This window comes from Halomonas sp. 1513 (assembly GCA_001971685.1).
Classification (GTDB): Bacteria; Pseudomonadota; Gammaproteobacteria; order Pseudomonadales; family Halomonadaceae; genus Franzmannia.
Genome location: CP019326.1, coordinates 4,061,251 through 4,076,975, shown reverse-complemented (window position 1 = coordinate 4,076,975; position 15,725 = coordinate 4,061,251). Strand labels below are relative to the sequence as shown.

14 protein-coding genes are annotated in these 15,725 nt (G+C 68.3%); 4 read left to right on the top strand and 10 right to left on the bottom strand.

Going from position 1 to position 15,725, the window contains the following annotated elements; translation table 11 throughout:
* Positions 1–18 precede the first annotated feature (18 nt).
* From BWR19_18680 to BWR19_18645, 8 genes are all read right to left on the bottom strand, one after another.
* On the bottom strand, positions 19–1,068 hold the full coding sequence (locus tag BWR19_18680) for a methionine ABC transporter ATP-binding protein (protein APX94781.1): 1,050 nt from the start codon (positions 1,066–1,068) through the stop codon (positions 19–21).
* Positions 1,043–1,996: an ABC transporter permease gene (locus BWR19_18675; protein ID APX94780.1), complete on the bottom strand. Its 954-nt coding sequence runs from the start codon at positions 1,994–1,996 to the stop codon at positions 1,043–1,045. Before BWR19_18675 ends, BWR19_18680 begins: the two co-directional genes overlap by 26 nt.
* Complete coding sequence (locus BWR19_18670; GenBank protein APX94779.1) at positions 1,993–2,973, bottom strand: ABC transporter permease; 981 nt, start codon at positions 2,971–2,973, stop codon at positions 1,993–1,995. The genes BWR19_18675 and BWR19_18670 overlap by 4 nt, the downstream gene beginning before the upstream one ends.
* A gap of 65 nt (positions 2,974–3,038) precedes the next feature.
* Entirely contained in the window at positions 3,039–4,622 is a 1,584-nt protein-coding gene (locus BWR19_18665) for a peptide ABC transporter substrate-binding protein (protein APX94778.1), read from the bottom strand.
* 163 nt (positions 4,623–4,785) lie between these two features.
* A complete protein-coding gene (locus tag BWR19_18660; GenBank protein ID APX94777.1) occupies positions 4,786–6,102 on the bottom strand; it encodes a PAS domain-containing sensor histidine kinase in 1,317 nt (438 codons plus the stop codon).
* Between the two features lies 1 nt (position 6,103).
* Positions 6,104–6,793: a phosphate regulon transcriptional regulatory protein PhoB gene (locus tag BWR19_18655; protein APX94776.1), complete on the bottom strand. Its 690-nt coding sequence runs from the start codon at positions 6,791–6,793 to the stop codon at positions 6,104–6,106.
* Positions 6,794–6,863: 70 nt separating this feature from the next.
* Positions 6,864–7,748 carry a 4-hydroxybenzoate polyprenyltransferase gene (locus tag BWR19_18650; GenBank protein APX94775.1) on the bottom strand — a complete coding sequence of 295 codons (885 nt, stop codon included), beginning with the start codon at positions 7,746–7,748 and terminating at the stop codon, positions 6,864–6,866.
* Between the two features lie 29 nt (positions 7,749–7,777).
* The gene (locus BWR19_18645) at positions 7,778–8,332 is read right to left on the bottom strand and encodes a chorismate lyase (protein APX94774.1); all 555 of its coding nucleotides are present in this window, start codon (positions 8,330–8,332) and stop codon (positions 7,778–7,780) included.
* Positions 8,333–8,419: 87 nt separating this feature from the next.
* Between BWR19_18645 and BWR19_18640 the strand changes: the two genes are divergently transcribed.
* The 4 genes from BWR19_18640 (at position 8,420) to BWR19_18625 (ending at position 12,676) form a co-directional block, all read left to right on the top strand.
* Positions 8,420–9,580 (top strand): FAD-dependent oxidoreductase, encoded by a 1,161-nt coding sequence (locus tag BWR19_18640; protein APX94773.1) that lies wholly within the window; start codon positions 8,420–8,422, stop codon positions 9,578–9,580.
* Positions 9,581–9,690: 110 nt separating this feature from the next.
* The gene (locus BWR19_18635; protein ID APX94772.1) at positions 9,691–9,966 is read left to right on the top strand and encodes a DNA-binding protein HU; all 276 of its coding nucleotides are present in this window, start codon (positions 9,691–9,693) and stop codon (positions 9,964–9,966) included.
* Positions 9,967–10,054: 88 nt separating this feature from the next.
* Positions 10,055–10,411 (top strand): hypothetical protein, encoded by a 357-nt coding sequence (locus BWR19_18630; GenBank protein ID APX94771.1) that lies wholly within the window; start codon positions 10,055–10,057, stop codon positions 10,409–10,411.
* Between the two features lie 54 nt (positions 10,412–10,465).
* Positions 10,466–12,676, top strand: a complete 2,211-nt coding sequence (locus tag BWR19_18625; GenBank protein ID APX94770.1) for a TIGR01666 family membrane protein — start codon at positions 10,466–10,468, stop codon at positions 12,674–12,676.
* 5 nt (positions 12,677–12,681) lie between these two features.
* Here the strand turns inward: BWR19_18625 and BWR19_18620 are convergent, their stop codons facing one another.
* On the bottom strand, positions 12,682–14,763 hold the full coding sequence (locus tag BWR19_18620; protein APX94769.1) for an ATP-dependent DNA helicase RecG: 2,082 nt from the start codon (positions 14,761–14,763) through the stop codon (positions 12,682–12,684).
* On the bottom strand, positions 14,760–15,680 hold the full coding sequence (locus BWR19_18615; GenBank protein ID APX94768.1) for a LysR family transcriptional regulator: 921 nt from the start codon (positions 15,678–15,680) through the stop codon (positions 14,760–14,762). Before BWR19_18615 ends, BWR19_18620 begins: the two co-directional genes overlap by 4 nt.
* Between the last annotated feature and the right edge of the window lie 45 nt (positions 15,681–15,725).

The window sequence follows — 15,725 nt, the reverse complement described above, 5'->3', positions numbered from 1 at the left end:
GAGGCGGATGTCAGGGGCTTAGTGGCCATCGACGGCGACCTCCTCGCTAACCGGAATCACGGGATCTTCGGGATCATGCAGCCAGCAGGCGGCGCGGCTGGCGCCGGCGGGCAGCAGGTCGGGGCGCTCGCGGCGGCAGCGCTCGACCGCGTGGGGGCAGCGCGGGTTGAAGGCGCAGCCGGCGGGGATCGCCGCCAGCCGCGGCATGGCGCCCTCGATCTGGTAGAGCCGCTCGCGGGAGGTCTCGATGCCCGGGATCGAGGCCATCAGGCCGCGGGTGTAGGGGTGCTGCGGTTCGCGGATCACCGCCTCCACCGGGCCGATCTCGATCAGCCGGCCGGCGTACATCACCGCTACCCGGTCGGCGGTCTCGGCGATCACCCCCATGTCGTGGGTGACCAGCATCACCGCGGTGCCGCGCTCGGCGCACAGCCGCTTGAGCAGCGCCAGGATCTGCGCCTGCACCGAGACATCCAGTGCCGTGGTGGGCTCGTCGGCGATCACCAGCTCGGGCTCGGCGGCCAGCGCCAGGGCGATCACCACGCGCTGGCGCATGCCGCCGGAGAACTGGTGGGGGTAGGCGTCGAGACGGTTCTCCGGGGCCGGGATGCCCACCTCACGCAGCAGTTCCAGGGCCCGCTCCCGGGCCTGCTTGTGGTTCATCGGCAGGTGGGTGCGAATCGTCTCGATCAGCTGCTCGCCCACCGAGAACAGCGGGTTGAGGCTGGTCAGCGGATCCTGGAAGATCATCCCGATATGGCGCCCGCGCAGCGGCACGAAGGCGTCTTCGTCGAGGTCGTCGATCCGCTGGGTGCCGAGGTGGACTTCGCCGCCGGCGATGCGGCCCGGCGGTTCGAGCAGCTGGATCACGGCGTTGCCGGTCATCGATTTGCCGGCCCCGGACTCGCCGACCACGCCGAGGATCTCGCCGGGGGCGATATCGAAGCTGACATCGTCGAGTGCCACCAGGGTGCCGTGGCGGGTGGGGAACTCGACCCGCAGCTCGCGCACGCTGAGCGCCGGCACGGCGGGCGTGTCGCGGCTATCGGAGCTTGGGGTTGAGGACATCACGCAGCCAGTCTCCCAGTAGATTGACGGAAAGCGCCAGCATCAGCAGCGCCAGACCGGGGAACAGTAGGATCCACCACTCCCCGGAGAACATGTAGTCCTGGCCGACCCGGATCAGGGTGCCCAGGCTCGGCTGGGTGGCCGGCATGCCGACCCCCAGGAACGACAGCGTGGCCTCGGCGATGATCGCCAGGGCCAAGCCGATGGTGCCGATCACCAGCACCGGGCGCATCACGTTGGGCAGGATATGCTGGAACAGGATGTTGCGTGCCGGCAGGCCGATCACCCGCGCCGCCTGGACGTACTCCTTGCCCTTCTCGACCAGGGTGGCGCCGCGCACCGCGCGGGCGTACTGCACCCAGTCGGAGAGGCCGATGGCCACGATCAGTACGATGATGGCGATCTCGGCGTGCATCGAGCGCGGCAGGAAGCCGCGGATCACGCCGAAGATCAGCAGCGCCATGAGGATCGAGGGAAAGGTCAGCTGGACGTCGGCGATGCGCATGATCAGCGCATCCCGCCAGCCGCCGCGGAAGCCCGCCATCAGGCCCAGGGCGGTGCCCAGCACCAGCGCGAAGAGCACCGCGGCGAAGCCCACCAGCAGCGAAATGCGCGAGCCGTAGAGGATCGCCGAGAAGACGTCGCGACCCTGGCTGTCGCTGCCCAGCAGGTAGAAGTTGCCGGTGAAGTCGGAGGTGGTCAGCGGTGGCGTGAAGGCGTCGATCAGGTCGAGCTGGCGCGGATCGAAGGGATTCTGCGGCGCGATCCACGGCGCGAACAGCGCCGCAGCGAACATCACCAGGGTCACCAGGGTGGCGAGTATCACCACCGGCTGGCGCTTCCACGAGTAGACGATGTCGCTGTCGAGGAAGCTGCGCAGCTTACCGGGCTTGGGCGGCGGGATCACGGTGCGCTGTGTGTCGCTCATTTGGCACCTCCCTGGACGCGTAGACGCGGGTCGACCGCGTAGTAGAGCAGGTCGACGATCAGGTTGATGACCACGAACACCAGCGCAATCATCATCAGGTAGGCGGCCATCACCGGGATGTCGACGAAGCGCACCGCGGTGATGAACAGCGCCCCGACACCGGGCCACTGGAACACCGTCTCGGTGATGATGGCGAAGGCGATGATGGTGCCCAGCTGCAGGCCGATGATGGTGATCACCGGGATCAGGGTGTTCTTCAGCGCGTGGCGCAGGTTGACCACGCGCTTCGACAGGCCCCGCGCGCGGGCGAACTTGATGTAGTCGGCGCGCAGCACCTCGAGCATCTCGGCGCGCACCAGGCGCATGATCAGCGTCAACTGGAACAGCCCCAGGGTGATCGCCGGCAGGATCAGCGAGCGCAGCCCGCTGGTGGTCAACAGCCCGGTGGTCCACCAGTCGCCGAGGCGCACCGTCTCGCCGCGGCCGAAGGCCGGCAGCCAGCCGAGCTCCACGGCAAACACATAGATCAGCAGCACGCCGATCAGGAAGGTGGGAAGCGACACGCCGATCAGTGAGGCGGTCATGATGAAGTTGGACAGCCAGTTGCCGCGGTTGAGGGCGGTATAGATGCCCAGCACGATGCCCATGACCACCGCGAAGATGGCCGAGATGATGGCCAGCTCCAGGGTCGCCGGCAGGCGCTCGACGATCATGTCGGTCACCGGCCGCGCCGAGCGGTAGGAGATGCCGAACTCGAACTGGGCGGCGTTGGCGATGAACTGGAAGAACTGGATCGGCAACGGTTGGTCGAGGCCCAGGCGCGCGCGCAGCGCGGCGCGATCGGCTTCGGTGGCCTCCTGGCCGACCATGTTGAGGACCGGATCACCGACGTAGTGAAACAGCGAAAACGCAATGAGCGCGACCACCACCATCACGAAGACGGCCTGGAAGACGCGCTGGATCAGGAATGCCAGCATGGGATCTCCACGGTGCAGCCCCCCGCGCGTGGATAACGCGCGGAGGGCTCAGCACGGGTTACGGCTTAGTTGTTGAAGCGCAGGTACTTGAAGTGCGGGGTATTTTCGCTCTGCACTTGGAAGTCGATATCGTCACGCATCGACCAGGTCAGCATCTGGTGGTGGATCGGGATGTAGAGGATCTCGTCGTGAACGATCTGCCAGGCCTCGGCAATCATCTCGTTGCGCGCGTCCTCGTCGACCTCCTGGCCCATGGCCACGGTCAGCTCGTCGACCCGCTCATCCGAGTAGCCGGTGAAGTTCCAGCTGCCGCGATCCTCCTCCTTGGTGTGGTAGAGGTAGTTGAAGACGTACTCCGAGTCCATGGTCGGCACGCCCCAGCCGAGCAGGTAGAAGTCGTACTCCTCGCGGGCCATCTCGGCGAAGTGCAGTGAGCGGGTCTGGGCCACCAGATCGACGGTGATGCCGATCCGCGCCAGCATGCTGACCACCGCCTGGCAGATCTGCTCGTCATTGACGTAGCGGTCGTTGGAGCAGTTGAGGGTGACGCGGAAGCCGTCGCCATAGCCGGCCTCGTTCATCAGCTCTTGGGCGCGCTCGGCGTCGGCCGGCAGCACCTCGTCCATCTCCTCGGTATAGCCGTTGACGAACGGCGGCGCGATCATCCCGGCGGGCTCGGAGTTGCCGCGCATCACCGAGCGCTGGATGGTGGTGGCATCCACGGCGAGGTTGATCGCCTCGCGCACGCGACGGTCGGCGAAGGGGTTGCTGTCGACGTCGGCGCTGTCGAGCACCTCGAGGTCCATGCGCATGCCGAGGAAGATGGTGCGGTTCTCGGCGCCCTGCTCGTTCTTGATGCCGTCGGCCTGGGACAGGCGTTCGATATCCTGCACCGGGGTCTCCTGGAGCAGGTCGACTTCGCCGGAGAGCAGCGCGGCGACGCGGGTCGAGGCGGACTCGATGGGGGTGAAGATCAGCTCGGAGATCTCCATCGGATAGTGGTCGATGCCCCAGTAGTCGTCGTTGCGCACGAACACCGTGCGCACGTCCGGCTCGCGGCTCTCGACGCGGAACGGGCCGGTGCCGTTGGCGTTGCGCACGGCATGGGTCTCTTCGCCGGCGGCGTAGTCCTGGGGCTCCTCGACGCCGTGCTCCTCGGCCCACTCGCGGCTCATGATGAACAGGTTGGTGAGGTTATTGGGCAGCAGCGGGTTGGGGCCGTCGGTGACCACTTCCACGGTGTAATCGTCGGCGGCGCGCACCTCGACGATCGAGGTCAGCAGGCCGCGCATGTCGGCATTTTCGTGGCGCGCGCGGTTGAGCGAGAAGACCACGTCGTCGGCGGTCAGCGCCTGGCCCTCGTGGAAGGTCACCCCCTCGCGGATCTCGAACACCCAGACGCTGGGGTCGTCCTCATGCACGTACCAGTCGGTGGCCAGGCCCGGCTGGTACTCCACGTCCATGTCCTGGTAGAGCAGGGTGTCGAAGATCTGGTGGTTGACCGAGTGGGTCGGCCCCTCGTTCTGGGAGTGGGGGTCCATGGTCAGGCTGTCGGCGGAGCGGGTCCAGCGCAGCGTCTCGGCGTGGGCCGTGGAGGCCAGCATGGCGCCGATCACGGCGGTGGCGAGTAGGGTCTTGTTGAACGTCATGTTGTTTTGTCCTCGGTTCATTCAAGCGTTTGATGGGCGGCTGCCCTTGTTAATTTTCTCTCATAAGGTAGCCGAGAATGCCAGGAGAGCCTGGCGCAATCTTTCAGCGCTGTTTCGACTGTTGCAATTGAAACCGTCTTGGCGTTGTGCTTGACGCACCCGTTCAGGCCTGGTGGGACGCGCTGACGGCGTTGGGGTGCGCCAGGCGCGAGGTCGGGAACACGCAGCGGAACAGCGCCCCCTGGCCGGGGTGGGAGACGATCTCGAGGTGGGCGTCGTGGCGCAGCAGCACGTGCTTGACGATCGCCAGGCCCAGGCCGGTGCCGCCGGTGGCGGTGCTGCGGCCCTTGTCGACGCGGTAGAAGCGCTCGGTGAGGCGCGGGATGTGCACCGGGTCGATGCCCTCGCCATCGTCCTCGACCTCGAGGCAGGCGGCGTCGCCGTGGGCGCGCCAGCGCAGGATGATATGGCGGCCGTCGCCGGCGTAGCGCACGGCGTTGAAGACCAGGTTGGAGATGGCGCTGCGCAGCTCCTGCTCGCTGCCCACCAGCCGGCGCGGGTCGTCGCACTCGACGCTCAGCCGGTGGCGTCCGGCGGAGAGCGACTCGGCGTCGCGGCGAATCGCCTCGAGCAGCGACTCTACGGCCACCGGTGCTTCGTCGTCGCCGCGCCGGTCGATCTCCAGCCGCGACAGCAGCAGCAGGTCGTTGACCAGGTTCTGCATGCGCGAGGTCTGGGCCTGCATCTGGGCGAGGCCCCGGGCCAGGCGCGGCGGCAGCTGGTCGCCGACATCGGCGTAGGTCTCGAGATAGCCGGCCAGCACCGTCAGCGGGGTGCGCAGCTCGTGGGAGACGTTGGCCACGAAGTCGCGGCGCATCTGCTCGAGGCGGTGCAGGCGGGTGATGTCGCGGGCCATCAGCAGCCGCTCGTCGTCGCCGTAGAGGGTGATCTGGAACTGCAGCACCTGGCGCTCGTCGATGGGCGAGGGCAGCGTCAGCGGCTCGCGGTAGTCGCGGGCGTTGAAGTAGTCGATGAAGCGCGGATCACGCAGCAGGTTGGTGATGTGCTGGCCGCGGTCGTGGACGGTCTGCAGCCCCAGCATGTGGCCGGCGGCGCTGTTCCACCACTCCAGGTCGCCGCGGCGGTCGAGCATCACCACGCTGTCGCTCATCGCCTCCGAGGAGTCCTGGATGCGCTTGAGGGTGTCGCGCAAACGCTGCTGAGTGATGCGCTGGGCCTTCTGGTACCTGTAGAGGCGGTCGAACAGCTCGCCCCACAGGCCGCGGGCGGCGGGCGGTTCGGTGTGGGGGTGGCGGGTCAGCCAGCGGTGCAGGGCGTGCAGCTGGCGTAGCTGCAGCAGCAGCACGATGGCCAGGCCGGCGGCCAGGCCGGCCATGGCCGCATCCAGCAGCCAGCCGACCAGGCTGGCGGCGGCGACGATCAGCGCCAGGCGCCACAGCTCGCGGCTCCACAGGCGCACGTCAACCCTTGGCGGAGAACCGATAGCCGGTACCGCGCACGGTCTGGATCAGGTGCTGATGGGGTTCGCCCAGCGCCTTGCGCAGGCGGCGGATATGCACGTCCACGGTTCGCTCCTCGACATAGACATTGCCGCCCCACACCTGGTCGAGCAGCTGGCTACGAGTATAGGCGCGTTCCTGGTGGGTCATGAAGAACTGCAGCAGGCGATATTCGGTGGGGCCGATCTCCACCGCGCTGCCGTGGGCGCTGACCCGGTGGCTGGCGGGGTCGAGTATCAGCCCCTCGACTTCGACCGCCTCCTCGACGCCCTTGGGCGTGGTACGGCGCAGCACGGCCTTGAGGCGCGCCACCAGCTCGCGGGGCGAGAACGGCTTGGTGATGTAGTCGTCGGCGCCGGCCTCGAGGCCCTGGATCTTGTTGTCCTCCTCGCCCTTGGCGGTGAGCAGGATGATCGGCAGCTCGCTGGTGGTCTCGTCACGCTTGAGGCGACGCGCCAGCTCGATGCCGCTGGTGCCGGGCATCATCCAGTCGAGCAGCAGCAGGTCGGGCTGGTCGTCGACGATCATGGCGTGGGCATCCTGGGCGTTGTCGGCCTCGAGCACTCGGTAGTCGGCCATCTCGAGGGCCACGGCGATCATTTCGCGGATGGGGGCTTCGTCATCGACGATCAGAACGGTCTTGGCGGTCATCCGGTGGCCTCATCGGGGTCATGAAAGTATGGCGATTACACCGCGCTTAGATGACATTCTCGTGACAACCCTACCCCTCCGGCCATAGCGTCAGCGCCAGCCCGGCGAACAGCACCAGCCCCGCCCAGTGGTTGTTGAGGAAGGCCTGGAAGCAGCGCTCCCGGGAGCGGTCGTGGATCAGCCACTGCTGGTAGACGAAGATCGCCGCCATGGCCGCCAGGCCCAGCCAGTAGAAGGCGCCGAGCCCGAGGCGTAGCCCGACCCAGCCGAGCAGGCCCAGGGTGACCAGCTGCAGCAGGCCGATGATCGCCTTGTCGGCGCGGCCGAACAGCACCGCGGTGGACTTGATGCCGATCTTGAGGTCGTCGTCGCGGTCGACCATGGCGTACTGGGTATCGTAGGCCACCGTCCAGGCCAGGTTGGCGGCGAACAGCAGCCAGGCCTCGGGCGGCACATGGCCGAGTACGGCGCCGAAGGCCATGGGAATCGCCCACGAGAAGGCGGCACCCAGGAACACCTGCGGGAAGTGGGTGTAGCGCTTCATGAAGGGGTAGATGAAGGCCAGTATCACGCCGCCGATCGACAGCAGGATGGTGAACAGGTTGGTGAACAGCACCAGCAGGAAGGCCAGCGCCACCAGGCCGGCGAACAGCCCCTTGGCCTCCTGCTCGCTGATGCGGCCGGTGGCCAGCGGACGCTCGCGGGTGCGCTTGACGTGGCCGTCGACGTGGCGGTCGGCATAGTCGTTGATCACGCAGCCGGCGGCGCGCATGGCGTAGACCCCGGCGACGAAGATCAGCAGGATATCGCGACTCGGCAGGCCCTCGGCGGCGAGCCACAGCGCCCACAGCGTGGGCCACATCAGCAGCCAGGTGCCGATCGGCCGGTCGAGGCGCATCAGGCGCAGGAAGTCGGGCAGGCGTTTCAGGCCGCGAGGGCGAGGGGGGTGGTCCATATCAGTCTCCAGCAGCGACGCAGCCTAGCCTAGCGCGGTGGCAGCGCCAATTCATCCGCCATGGTAGCGAGAAAGAACTCCTGCACCAGCACCGCGAAGCCGGCGTGACGAAAGACCGAGCGGCGGCCCCAGGGCCCAGACGGGTTCAGCGCGGCGGCGAAGGGCGCCGGATCGGCGCTGACATCGATAGGGCTGCGCTTGAGGCCGGGCTGGCGAAATAGCCAGCTGCCCAGCGAGCGCTCGCCGAGCCGCTCGAGGCGCTGGCCGCGCAGCTGGGCCAGCGGCGCCACCGAGCGGGCCACCACCCAGGGGCGCTCATCCACGCATAGCGCCACCTGGCGCAGCCAGGCCGCCTGGTGCCGCGGCAGCCCCAGGGCGCGGGCCTCGTCGAGGCGCGGCCGGCCCAGGCGCTGTTCGAGCAGCCTGACGCGAAACGGGCGACCGTCGGCGGCGGCGATAAGCCGCGCGGTCAAAGAGTCGCTGGAGGCGACCCACTGCCACCAGGCGGCGCTCATGGCCGGACGATGGGCGGCGGCGGGTCGCCAGCGGCAGTCTGGAAAGCGGGCGAGAGGGTGATCGGGCACCGGCGGGCTCCGGGTCAAAAACGGGGCCGTAGTGTACCATGGGCGACCAATGATCCCGGTTGCCTGATCCCGATTCCCAGGAGTTTCATGGACGCCCCCTTGACCCTCATCGGCAGCGGCATGGCCGCGCTGGGCCTGGTCCGCCAGCTGCGCGAGCGCGACGCCCGGCGGCCGATTACCCTGATCACTGCCGACAGCGGCGACGACTATTCCAAGCCGCTGCTCTCCACCGGCTTCGCCAAGCGCCTGCCGCCGGAACGGCTGGCGGCCCGCTCGGCGCTGGAGGTGGCCGACCAGCTCGGCGTGGTGATGCGACCCCACACCCGCGTCACCGCCATCGACCCCGCTGCGCGCCGCCTGTCGATAGGCGCGGAAATCCTGCCCTACGGCGAGCTGGTGATCGCCACCGGCGCCGCTCCCCGGGTGCCCTTTGCGATTCCCGAGGCGGTTGCCACGCGGGTCTTCACCATCAACGACCTCGATGACTACCGCGGCTTTTACGCCGCCCTGGAGGCGCTGGGGCGCCCGGCACGGGTGACGATCATCGGTGCCGGCCTGGTGGGCTGCGAATTTGCCAACGATCTCTCCGCCGGAGGCCATAGGGTGAGCCTGGTGGCTCCTGAGACCACGCCGCTACCGCGGCTGTTGCCCGAGCCGCTGGGGCGGGCGCTGGGCAACGCCTTTGCCGATGCGGGTATCGACGTGAATCTGGGGCGCCAGCTCGAGGCGCTGGCGGCGGAGGGCAGTCAGGTCGCGGTGCACCTCGATGACGGCCAGGCCCTCGAGGCCGATCTGGTGCTGGTGGCCACCGGCCTGGCGCCGCGCACGGCGCTTGCCGCCGCGGCCGGGCTGGCGGTCAGCGACGCCGGTATTCGCGTCGACCGCCAGCTGCGCAGCTCGCAGCCGGGTATCTATGCGCTGGGCGACGTGGCCTGCGTGGCGGGGGTCAATGCGATGTACGTGCAGCCGCTGCAGGCCAGCGCCAAGGCGCTGGCAGCGACCCTGGCCGGTACCCCCACGGAGGTTAGCTACGGCGCCTGGCCGATCCTGGTCAAGACCCCGCTGCTACCCTGCGTGGCACTGCCCCCCCACCGGCCGCTGGCCCGCTGGCGCCTCGAGGGCGAAGGCGCCGATCTGGCGGCCCTGGCCGAGGACGAGGACGGACGTTTGATCGGTTTTGCGTTGACAGGCGCCTGCGTCAGGCGGAAAGTCGAACTGGCGCGGGCGGCACCGGCGTTGCTAGTCTAGTGACGTTGCAAGCCAAACATGTTTGCCGCGTAACCGATACGTTGTTTTCCCGTAGCGAACAATAACACGGCGGCCGAGCCGCCATGCCAATGCCAAACTAGGAGGGCTATATGCGCAAGCCAGAACTCGCCTCGGCGATTGCCGAGCGTGCCGATCTATCCAAGGACAAAGCCAGCCAGGTGCTCAACGTCATTCTCGACGAGATCACCGGCAGCGTGTCGAAGGGCCAGGACGTGTCTCTGATCGGCTTCGGCTCATTCACCGTGCGCGAGCGTGCCGCACGCACCGGCAAGAACCCTCAGACCGGCCAGCCGCTGACCATCCCGGCCAGCAAGACCGTGGCGTTCAAGCCCGGCAAGGCGCTCAAGGATGCCGTCGCCAAGTAATGCTGCCCGATGATGCGACGCCCAGTGCCGAACCCCCTTGGCCGTCGGCGTCGTATCTGTGCGACCTACTTCCACGCCAGGACCTATCATGAAGCTGCGACTGATGCTGTGGCTGCTCGGCCTGATGCTCAAGCGGGCACAGCGCCGCAAGCCGGCGTTTCGCCAGGCGCTCGACGAGATGCGCGGCCTCGACTGGGGCATCGCCACCGAAGATCTGTCCATCGCCCGCCACTACCGGATGTCGTCCCACGGCATCGAGGTGGCCTCCGGCTTGCCGGTGGACCTCGACCTGGAACTGCGCTTCGCCGACGTCGATAGTGCGGTGAAGGTACTGCGCAAGCCGACCCAGCGCGGCTTTCTCGACGGCATGATGAGCGGCAAGGTACGCCTGGTCGGTGATTCCAAGGACCTGACCCGTCTGCAGAAGCTGCTGCGCCATCTGTGAAGGCGGCGACGTCGCCGCTAGCCAGTCGGCCTTATACTAACGTATAACATCAGCATGCCGACGACACTCTCGCTCCCCCTGCGGCGTCTCTGGACGCTCGACAAGTTCGCCTACAGCCTGCGGGTCTTCCTGGCCTTCAGCGGGGCTCTGCTGCTGAGCTGGGCCGTGGGCGACGTGGCGCTGGTGATACCGCTGTTCCTGGGCATCATCGCCAGCGCGCTGTCGGAGACCGACGACAGCTGGCAGGGTCGTCTGCAGGCGCTGCTGGTGACCCTGGTCTGCTTCGCCGTGGCCTCGCTCAGCGTGCAGTGGCTCTACCCCTGGCCGTGGCTGTTCGCTGCCGGCCTGGGCCTGGCGACTTTCGTGCTGATCATGCTCGGCGCGATTGGCCAGCGCTACGCCACCATCGCCTCGGGGACGCTGATCCTGTCGATCTACTCGATGATCAATATCGAGCACCATGGCGGGGTGCCCGACGACGGCCCCTGGCGGCAACCGCTGCTGCTGCTGGCCGGGGCGGCCTGGTATGGCGTGATCTCGGTGGTCTGGTGCGCGCTGTTTTCGCGTCAGCCGGTCAAGCAGAGCATGGCAAGGGTCTACCGGGCGCTGGGCGAGTACCTGATGCTCAAGTCGGCGCTGTTCGAGCCGCTGCGCGACGTCGATATCGAGGCGCGGCGCCTGGCCCTGGCGCGCCAGAATGGCAAGGTGGTCGAGGCGCTCAACCAGGCCAAGGAGATGATCTTCCGGCGCCTCGAGGGCCAGCGCGGCGACCGCAAGCTCAACCGCTACCTGCGTATCTACTTCATTGCCCAGGACATCCACGAACGGGCCAGCTCCACGCACTATCCCTACGCCGCCCTGACCGAGGCCTTCTTCCACCACGACGTGCTGTTCCGCTGTCAGCGGCTGCTCGACCAGCAGGGGCTGGCCTGCCGGCGCCTGGCCAAGGCGCTGCTGCTCAACCGGCCGTTCGATCATCGCCAGAGCGAACAGGCGCTGGAGGATCTGCGCGCCTCGATCGACAATCTGCGCGACCAGCGGCGTGTCGCCTGGCGCGAGCTGCTGTTCCCGCTCGAGGCGCTGGCCGATAATCTCGCCACTCTCGAAGAGCAGCTAGCCAGCGCCCATAACCCGGACGCCGACGAGCCGCGCCGCGACGATAGCCTGTTCGACCGCTCGCCGAGCAGCCTGAGAGATGCCTGGGAGCGCATTCGCCTCAACCTGACGCTGGGCTCGCCGACCTTCCGCCACGCCCTGCGCCTGCCGCTGGCGCTGCTCGCCGGCTATGCGCTGCTGCAGTGGCTCGATCCACAGCAGGGCTTCTGGATCCTGCTCACCACGCTGTTCGTGTGTCGGCCCAACTTCGCCACCACGCGGCGCTTCCTGACCCAACGAATCACCGGCACCGTGCTCGGGCTGGTGGCCGGCTGGGTGTCGATCACGCTGTTTCCGCAGCCGCTGGTGCAGAGCCTGATCGCGGTGATCGCCGGGGTGGCGTTCTTTGCCAATCGCGAGAAGCACTACGTGCTGGCCACCGCCTCGATCACCCTGCTGGTGTTGTGCAGCTTCAATCAGGTCGGCGACGGTTTCGACCTGATCTGGCCGCGGCTGTTCGATACCCTGCTCGGCGCGCTGATCGCCGGGCTGGCGGTGTTCTTGATCCTGCCCGACTGGCAGGGTCGGCGCCTCAACCGCGAGGCGGCCAGGGTGTTGAGCAACAGTCGTGGCTATCTGGACGAGATCATCCATCAGTACGAGGCCGGCAAGCAGGACGATCTGGCCTACCGGCTGGCCCGCCGCAATGCCCACAACGCCGACGCCGCGCTGTCGACGGTGCTGACCAACATGCTCCACGAGCCGGGCCACTACCGTAAGACGGAGGCCGACGACGGGCTGCGCTTTCTGGTGCTGTCACATACCCTGTTGAGCCACCTTTCGGCGCTGGGCGCGCATCGCCACCGCCTGGCCGACGACGAGGACGATGCCACCCTGGTGCCGCTGGCCCGCGAAATCGGCGGCCTGCTCGGCGAGATCGCCGAGGCGCTGGCAGCGCGGCGCCCGCTGCGGCCGCTGGAGTCCGAGGTGAATGCGCTGCTGATGCGGCTCGAGGTGCCCGCGGCTAGCGACGCGGTCGTGCCCTATCGGCCGATTCAGAGCCAGCTGCGGCTGATCGCCCAACAGCTGGTGCCCCTTTCCGAGGCCGCCAATCGACTGGTCGTGGCCGGCGCAGGCGCCTCGCCCGAGGCGGCGCCTGCCGCGCCTTGAACGGCTCATACCTGGCCGTAGCGGCCGGCCTCTTCCCCCAGCCAGCGACGGATCAGCGGCGGGCTGGCCTCGGGGGCCTGCTCGAGCAGCGCGCGGGCCAGCGGGCTGACCTCTTCGAGCAGGTCGCGATCGCGCTCCAGGTCGGCGATCTTCATCTGTGCCAGGCCGGTCTGGCGGGTGCCCAGCACCTCGCCGGGGCCGCGCAGCTCGAGGTCCTTCTCGGCAATGCGGAAGCCGTCGCTGGTCTCGCGCATCACCCCCAGCCGTTCGCGGGAGTGGGCCGACAGCGGCGGGTGGTAGAGCAGCACGCAGTAGCTGTCGGTGGCGCCGCGGCCGACCCGGCCGCGCAGCTGGTGGAGCTGGGATAGCCCCAGCCGCTCGGGGTTCTCGATGATCATCAGGCTGGCGTTGGGCACGTCGACGCCGACCTCGATCACCGTCGTCGCCACCAGCAGATCGAGCTCCCCGGCCTTGAAGGCGTCCATCACCGCGGCCTTGTCGGCGGCCTTCATGCGTCCGTGGACCAGGCCGATGGCGAGCTCCGGCAGCGCCTCGGTGAGTTCGTCGCGGGTCGCCTCGGCGGCCTGGCACTCCAGCGCCTCCGACTCCTCGATCAGGGTGCAGACCCAGTAGGCCTGGCGCGCTTCGGCGCAGGCGCGGCGAATGCGTTCGACCACCTCGGGGCGGCGCTCGTCGGGCACCGCCACGGTCTGCACCGGAGTGCGGCCCGGTGGCAGCTCGTCGATCACCGAGACGTCGAGGTCGGCGTAGGCGCTCATCGCCAGGGTGCGCGGGATCGGCGTGGCGGTCATCACTAGCTGATGCGGCGTCAGGCCGCCGGCCTCGCCCTTCTCGCGCAGCGCCAGGCGCTGGTGTACGCCGAAGCGGTGCTGTTCGTCGATGATCGCCAGGCCCAGGCGCTGGAAGCGCACATCGTCCTGGAAGATGGCGTGGGTGCCGACCACCATGCGCGCCCGGCCATCGGCGATGGCCGCCTTAGTATCCAGCCGCGCCTTGCCCTTGAGCTTGCCGGCCAGCCACGCCACCTCGATACCCAGCGGTTCGAACCAGGCGCGGAAGCTGCGGTAGTGCTGCTCGGCGAGGATCTCGGTGGGCGCCATCAGCGCCGTCTGGCAGTCGCCCGCCAGGGCCTGCAGCGCGGCCATGGCCGCCACCACCGTCTTGCCTGAGCCGACGTCGCCCTGCACCAGGCGCAGCATCGGCGCGGGGCGCTCGAGATCGTGGCCGATCTCGTCGAGCACGCGGCGCTGGGCGGCGGTGAGGGTAAACGGCAGCTGGGTGACGAAGCGCGCCTGCAGGCTGCGCCCCGAGGGCAGCCGCGGGGCGCCGTCGGCCTGGATGCGCAGGCGGATCTGGCGCAGGCTGAGCTGGTGGGCGAGCAGCTCCTCCAGCGCCAGGCGCCGCTGTGCCGGGTGCCGGCCGCTGGCCAGGCGCTCCAGGTCGGCGTCCGGCGGCGGTTGATGCAGATAGTGCAGGCACTCGTGCAGGCCGGCGAGGCGAAAGCGCTCGCGCAGCGCCGCGGGGATGCCGTCGGGCAGCGCCTCGGGATCCTCCTCCAGACGTGTCAGCACCTGCTTGAGCAGGCCGCGTAGGCGCGCCTGGTTGAGGCCCTCGGTGGTCGGGTAGATCGGTGTCAGATGCTCGTCCACCGGCACCTCGCCGTGCTTGAGCAGGCGGTACTCGGGGTGATAGATCTCCAGCCCGGTGGCGCCGGCGCGGGCTTCGCCGAAGCAGCGCACCCGCGTGCCGGGTTGAAACTGCTGCTGCTGGGCCGGCGAGAAGTGGAAGAAGCGCAGGCTGAGAATCCCCGAGCCATCCTTGAGCCTGACCAGCAGGCTGCGGCGCCGGCCGCGCACCACGTCGCTGGCCGCCACCTCGCCGTCGACCACCGCCTCGACCCCGCCGCGCAGGGTGCCGATGGGCGTGATGCGGGTGCGGTCCTGGTAGCGCAGCGGCAGGTGGAAGAGCAGATCGGCCAGGCTGGCGATGCGCAGGCGGGCCAGCTTGGCCGCCTGCGCCTCGCCGATGCCGCTGAGCTCGGTGACCGGCTGCTCGAAGGGGGTCATGCGGCGTCGATGGCCTGGCGGCGGCAGCGGGTGATGGCGTCGGTCAGGGCATCGATGGCCTTGGGCCGCGGGAAACTGGCGCGCCAGGCGATGGCCACGGTGCGCGACGGCGCCTCGGGAGTGAACGGCCGGCTGGCCAGCACGCCGCTCTCATAGTGGCCGGTGCCGATTGCCGACTGCGGCAGCACCGTGATGCCCAGCTTGGAGGCGACCATGTGGCGAATGGTCTCCAGCGAGCCGCCCTCGGCGGTGAGGGTGTTGCTGGGGCTGTTGAGCTGATGGCTGATGGCCGGGCAGGTCTCGAGAATCTGGTCGCGGAAGCAGTGGCCCTCGCCGAGCAGCAGCAGCCGCTCCTCGAGCAGGTCCTCCTTGTCGATGCTGGCCTTGGCCGTCCACGGGTGGCTGGCCGGCATCAAGACCTCGAAATGCTCGTCGTAGAGCGACTTGGTCAGCACGTCGGATTCGGTGAACGGCAGCGCCACGATGATGGCATCCAGCTCGCCGCTGCGCAGCTTGCGGCGCAGCGCAGCGGTGAAGCCCTCCTCGATATACAGCGGCATCTGTGGGGCGCTATGCGCCAGCTCCGGCACCAGGTGCGGAAACAGGTAGGGGCCGATGGTGTAGATGGCACCGATGCGCAAGGGGCTCGCCAACTGGTCCTTGCCGGCGTTGGCGAGCTCCTTGATCACGCTGCTCTGCTCGAGTACCCGCTGGGCCTGTTCGACGATCTGTTCACCCAGCGGGGTGACCTGTACGGTGGACTTGGAGCGTTCGAACAGCGCCACGCCGAGCTCCTCTTCGAGCTTCTTGACCGCTACCGAGAGCGTCGGCTGGGAGACGAAGCAGCGCTCGGCGGCGCGTCCGAAATGACGCTCCTGAGCCAAGGTTACGATGTAGCGCAGTTCTGTTAGAGTCATGTTGGTGCCAGCGGGCATCCTCTCGAGCAGATGGATAGCGAATTT

Bases quoted from the DNA above. Each gene is read 5' to 3' on its own strand.
- BWR19_18615 (APX94768.1), bottom strand. From the start codon at position 15,680: ATGACTCTAACAGAACTGCGCTACATCGTAACCTTGGCTCAGGAGCGT.
- BWR19_18665 (APX94778.1), bottom strand. From the start codon at position 4,622: ATGACGTTCAACAAGACCCTACTCGCCACCGCCGTGATCGGCGCCATG.
- BWR19_18635 (APX94772.1), top strand. From the start codon at position 9,691: ATGCGCAAGCCAGAACTCGCCTCGGCGATTGCCGAGCGTGCCGATCTA.
- BWR19_18640 (APX94773.1), top strand. From the start codon at position 8,420: ATGGACGCCCCCTTGACCCTCATCGGCAGCGGCATGGCCGCGCTGGGC.
- BWR19_18650 (APX94775.1), bottom strand. From the start codon at position 7,748: ATGGACCACCCCCCTCGCCCTCGCGGCCTGAAACGCCTGCCCGACTTC.
- BWR19_18670 (APX94779.1), bottom strand. From the start codon at position 2,973: ATGCTGGCATTCCTGATCCAGCGCGTCTTCCAGGCCGTCTTCGTGATG.
- BWR19_18620 (APX94769.1), bottom strand. From the start codon at position 14,763: ATGACCCCCTTCGAGCAGCCGGTCACCGAGCTCAGCGGCATCGGCGAG.
- BWR19_18680 (APX94781.1), bottom strand. From the start codon at position 1,068: ATGTCCTCAACCCCAAGCTCCGATAGCCGCGACACGCCCGCCGTGCCG.
- BWR19_18655 (APX94776.1), bottom strand. From the start codon at position 6,793: ATGACCGCCAAGACCGTTCTGATCGTCGATGACGAAGCCCCCATCCGC.
- BWR19_18630 (APX94771.1), top strand. From the start codon at position 10,055: ATGAAGCTGCGACTGATGCTGTGGCTGCTCGGCCTGATGCTCAAGCGG.
- BWR19_18675 (APX94780.1), bottom strand. From the start codon at position 1,996: ATGAGCGACACACAGCGCACCGTGATCCCGCCGCCCAAGCCCGGTAAG.
- BWR19_18625 (APX94770.1), top strand. From the start codon at position 10,466: ATGCCGACGACACTCTCGCTCCCCCTGCGGCGTCTCTGGACGCTCGAC.